Genomic DNA, 4,621 nt, shown 5'->3' with positions numbered 1-4,621 from the left:
TTCACCATGTAGTGGCTTGTAATAATCATTAGCATCAACACGCATTTCAATCGCACTTGAAATAGCATCACGATTTAACAACATAGAACCAATTAAACATTCTTCCGCATTTAAATTGTGTGGCATTTGTTTATTAGCAGCAAGATTACTCGAGGCATGTGAATTATCTTTAGAACCATATTGGTTAGTATTTGAACGACCTGTTCTTGTTGAATCTCTCTCGGTGTAAATCGCCATCGACATATTCTTTCACAAATACACTCGCTTACGCCAAGAGAGAATCCTTAATCTATTCCTATAGATGTTCTAAATAGTATCTATATATCCCAAATTGACAATGATAAGTAGATATATAGCTAGAATAGATTAATGAAATCTATCTTCGACGAGCTTAATGATGCAGCTCGTAGCGCCATTGAAATATCTTATGGAAAGAAATTAGACCCTATATTAAAGTGGTCAAGTAAACCTGGTTTTGGTGATTTACAAATCAATATTGCAATGTCTCTATCTAAAAAACTAGGAGTACCACCTCGAGATATAGCAACAAAAATAATTGAAAATTTAGATCTTTCGAACTTTAGCGATCAAGATAGAATGCCAGAAATTGCTGGTCCTGGTTTCATTAACATTTATTTGTCGAATGACAAACTAAATAAATATGTTCATTCATTAGCTAAAGATGAAGACCTGGGAATAGCAAAAAGTCAAAACCCAGAAAATATTGTTATTGATTATGGTGGAGCAAACATTGCAAAAGAAATGCATATTGGACACTTGCGTTCAACAATAATAGGTGACTCACTAAACCGTATCCTTACATTTTTGGGAAATAATATAATCCCCCAAGATCATTTAGGAGACTGGGGTACACAATTTGGAATGCTCGTAGAATTTTTAAGCAATGATGGAACTATTCCGAAAATATTACCCGACTTAGGTGATCTAAACACTTTCTATAAAAAAGCTCAATCAAAATTTAAAGAAGACGAAGAATTTGCAACTAAAGCAAGGAAAAGAGTTTCATTATTACAAGGTGGCGATAAAGACTCACTTCGAGCATGGAAACATATAAACAATGTAACCATGAAACATATTTTAGACATATATTCAAAACTAAATGTTTTACTTAGCGAGGAAAATTCTCGTGGCGAATCAATGTATAACGACATGCTCTCTAACGTGTGCGACCAACTACAAGAAAAAGCAATAGCTATAATTTCAGATGGCGCTTTAGTGATTTATAGCAAAGGAATATTAGATAGAGATGGCAATCCATTTGGATTAATAATTAGAAAAACTGACGGTGGATATGGCTATGCAACAACAGACATAGCAGCTCTAAAATATAATGCAGAGATTGATAAAGCTGACCGAGTTGTATATGTGATTGATGCAAGACAGTCTCAACATATGCAAATGGTTTTTGATGCAACTTCTCGTGCAGGATGGATCCCTAACACTAGTGTATTCCATGCAGCTTTTGGAACAATACTTGGTGATGACCAGAAACCTTTTAAAACAAGATCTGGAGATATTGTAAAACTCGACGATGTTATTACTGAGTCAATATCTCGGGCAAAAAAGTTGATTGTGTCGCGTGAAAATGATTTTAGCGAAGCAGAAATAACAGAGCTGTCTAAATCTATTGGTATTGGTGCTTTAAAATATGGTGATTTATCGAATAATCGAGCGAAGAACTATGTATTTGATTGGGATCGCATGATTTCAATGGAAGGAAATACTGCACCATATTTACAATATGCAAATGCACGAATAAATTCATTATTAGCTAAATCTGGTTACGAGAATAGTGAAATAAGCGATTTCAAAGTTGATATTGCAACACAATATGAACGAGAAGTTGTCAAAATATTAAGTAGATTCACTGAGACACTAAATGATATTACACAAACATATGAACCACATAAACTCTGCACTTACCTTTTCGATTTAGCACAATCATTTAGCGGATTTTACGAAAATTGCACTGTTCTTAATGAAAAGGATGAAGCAATTAAAAATAGTAGGTTAAATATTTGTTTACAAATATCACGAACGCTAACTCGTGGCCTAGATTTACTAGGCATCGACGCACCTGATCGTTTATAGTTAAGGAATATATGTTAAAAATTGTTGGAATATCTGGAAGCTTGCGCACTGGTTCTTTAAACACTTCTCTTTTGAACGCTATAAATAATAAATTTGCCAATAATGACAATGTTGATTTTGAGATGTTATCTATAGACCTTCCGATTTACACAGGAAATGAAATTACAGGTGAATATCCAGAGTCTGTTTTAGAACTTCGTGAAGCAGTAGCTTCTGGCGACGGCATAGTAATCACTTGCCCTGAATATAATTGGAATATAACCGTAGCTTTAAAAAATGCTATTGATTGGTTGAGCATGGGAGGTTCTAGTTCTCCAATACATAAGAAGGTTATTGCAATTGCAGGCGTTGGCGGTGGACGTTTAGGTTCTGTACGTGCTCAAATGGCGCTGCGCACGACTCTATTACATAATCAATCCTGGGTGATCCCAGGACCCGAAGTTCTGATTGCGCCGAACGAAAAGACATTTGATAAAGACAATAATTTAAATGATGACTTTGCAAACATGCTTTTAGATGAACTATTGAATGAATTAGTAAGAGTCGCTCCTCTATTATAGAAGCCTATTTAAATTGGCATAACGCGTAAAGAGTACGAAAACTATTTTTCGCAATATGCGTATTACGTGTTATTATCGCTTTAAAGCTTTATTCCTACACTTACACCGCCCCCCTAAGGACACTATGCATACCCTAAAGTTAACTACAACAGCCACATTTCGTACTTTCTATCGCACAGCTACAGCAGCACTGGTAGTTGCAATCCTTGCGATGATGTTTCTTACATCACAAAGTTCGAATGCCACTGTAACTCCCGACCCTACAAACAATGGTTGTATCGGAAAAAATTATACGGTGGAAAAATATTTTGCTTACCCAAATAATAATATCGATGCAGGAGAATTATGGATATCGATAGATAATAACAAAACTCAAACCATAGAAGTACTAATAGAAAATAGTCAATGCGGTAAAGTGACATACGATCCAGACATTAAAACAAATAGGGTTAGTCAAATATGGGTAAAGTTTGATCGCAAATTTAATTTTAAAAAGGGTATAAATATTGTGAATATTCTCACCCAAAAGGATAATCCTGTGATTAAAGGCATCGGTATTTCAGCTGACGGAAAGGCACCGTCAAACGTAAATGACTTAATAAAAGTATATAGCGACACATCGAGTTGTACAGTTTCAAATCCGGTCGATTGCATAACCGACCCACCAGTGACTAAGCCAAATCCGCCAATAACAATCGACCCATGCGAAGCAGCACAATTTAGAGAAGGTTGCAAAAACCCACCAACAACAAAACACCCAGTAGCGACATCACTACCAGCACAACCACCAACAACAATAGAACCAGCAACAACCAAAGTTACTGCAACTTCGTATGTATCAAATTGGTCTGAGCCTTCAACGACTATTAAAACAACAAGTGGAGCAAAAACACAACCTTCAAACGTGGTTATTCCCCCAACATCTCCAGATGTTTCAGTGTTGGGAATCACAGCTGAACAACCAGCTGACATTGCTGATTATTCAGACCAATTTACTGAAGATTCAGTCAACGATGCTTCTGATTATTCAGATGAATTAGTAAATTATTCTGGCGATAGCCTTTCGGAGAATTCAGCAAGCGATATTGCTGATGGGGCTGATTCCGCATTGCCGTTCACAGGTTCATCAACGAGAACATTGCTCATATGGTCACTTTCAGCAATTTTGTTAGGACTAATAGTGTTAGGCGTCCAGAAGAGATACTTGTTAGCCCCTACATGCCGATAATCTACCTAAACAATTAACTAAGAGATATATGCTTTGAAAACAGCTAGACTCTAAACAGTACACACTACTGAGGAGAGACCTATGTCAAAAGGTAAAGATGCTAAAAAAGAAAAGAAGAAACCAAAAAAAGATAAGGCCCCAAAACCTAACGCTTAATCTTCTTCCCTACCTTTATCTGAGAACCTAGCTTTATCAATTAGATCCAAGCTTCGCTTCTTGTGAATTCGTTCATCAAGACCGATATTACGAAGTAAATTTGATACCGTTTCAAAGTTTCCGTAGTCATCTTTAAAAGCACTCTCCCATAGTTCACTATCGTGTTCTGGGTGATCTTTAACGTATTGCATATATTCGTGTTCTGCGTGATCTTCAAACTCTGCGTTCAGTTTATAGCTCATTCTTGGCTTGATCGCATATAGAATCCATGAAATTTGGTAGTAAACAAATGCCAAAATTTGAGGAATGGCTTTCATTCTTAGAAAGCCATAATGTTTCTTTGTTTTTCCAGTTAGTTCCTCAAGAATAAGAAGGTGCCAAGTTTCATTATCTTGCTCTGCGCGAGCGTGCAAAACTTCATCATGAATTTTTCTGGCGAACTTTGGCTTGCCATGAGTGTGTGTAATGGCAACGTAAGAAACATTTTCCCAAGCGGCATATGGCATTCGCGCAACAATTTCTAATACTAGAAATTTAGAAAGATTTGCTGTTTTACCATAGACTA

Annotated in this window: 5 protein-coding genes; 3 read left to right on the top strand and 2 right to left on the bottom strand. The window is 36.3% G+C overall.

Annotated features, from left to right (window positions below; genetic code table 11):
* Positions 1-237: hypothetical protein (locus tag KBF89_08775; protein MBP9116414.1), on the bottom strand; the 237-nt coding region annotated here is incomplete at its 3' end.
* A 132-nt stretch (positions 238-369) separates the two neighbouring features.
* Here KBF89_08775 and argS point away from each other — a divergent pair.
* The 3 genes from argS (at position 370) to KBF89_08760 (ending at position 3,900) form a co-directional block, all read left to right on the top strand.
* Positions 370-2,112, top strand: a complete 1,743-nt coding sequence (gene argS, locus KBF89_08770; GenBank protein MBP9116413.1) for an arginine--tRNA ligase — start codon at positions 370-372, stop codon at positions 2,110-2,112.
* Between the two features lie 11 nt (positions 2,113-2,123).
* Complete coding sequence (locus KBF89_08765) at positions 2,124-2,672, top strand: NAD(P)H-dependent oxidoreductase (GenBank protein MBP9116412.1); 549 nt, start codon at positions 2,124-2,126, stop codon at positions 2,670-2,672.
* Between the two features lie 124 nt (positions 2,673-2,796).
* Positions 2,797-3,900 carry a hypothetical protein gene (locus KBF89_08760; protein MBP9116411.1) on the top strand — a complete coding sequence of 368 codons (1,104 nt, stop codon included), beginning with the start codon at positions 2,797-2,799 and terminating at the stop codon, positions 3,898-3,900.
* A gap of 152 nt (positions 3,901-4,052) precedes the next feature.
* Here KBF89_08760 and KBF89_08755 read toward each other — a convergent pair.
* Positions 4,053-4,621: hypothetical protein (locus KBF89_08755; protein ID MBP9116410.1), on the bottom strand; the 569-nt coding region annotated here is incomplete at its 5' end.

The organism is Acidimicrobiia bacterium (genome assembly GCA_018057765.1).
Classification (GTDB): domain Bacteria; phylum Actinomycetota; class Acidimicrobiia; order IMCC26256; family JAGPDB01; genus JAGPDB01.
The sequence above is the reverse complement of the archived record's forward strand: the minus strand, read 5'-3'. Positions and strand labels throughout refer to the sequence as shown.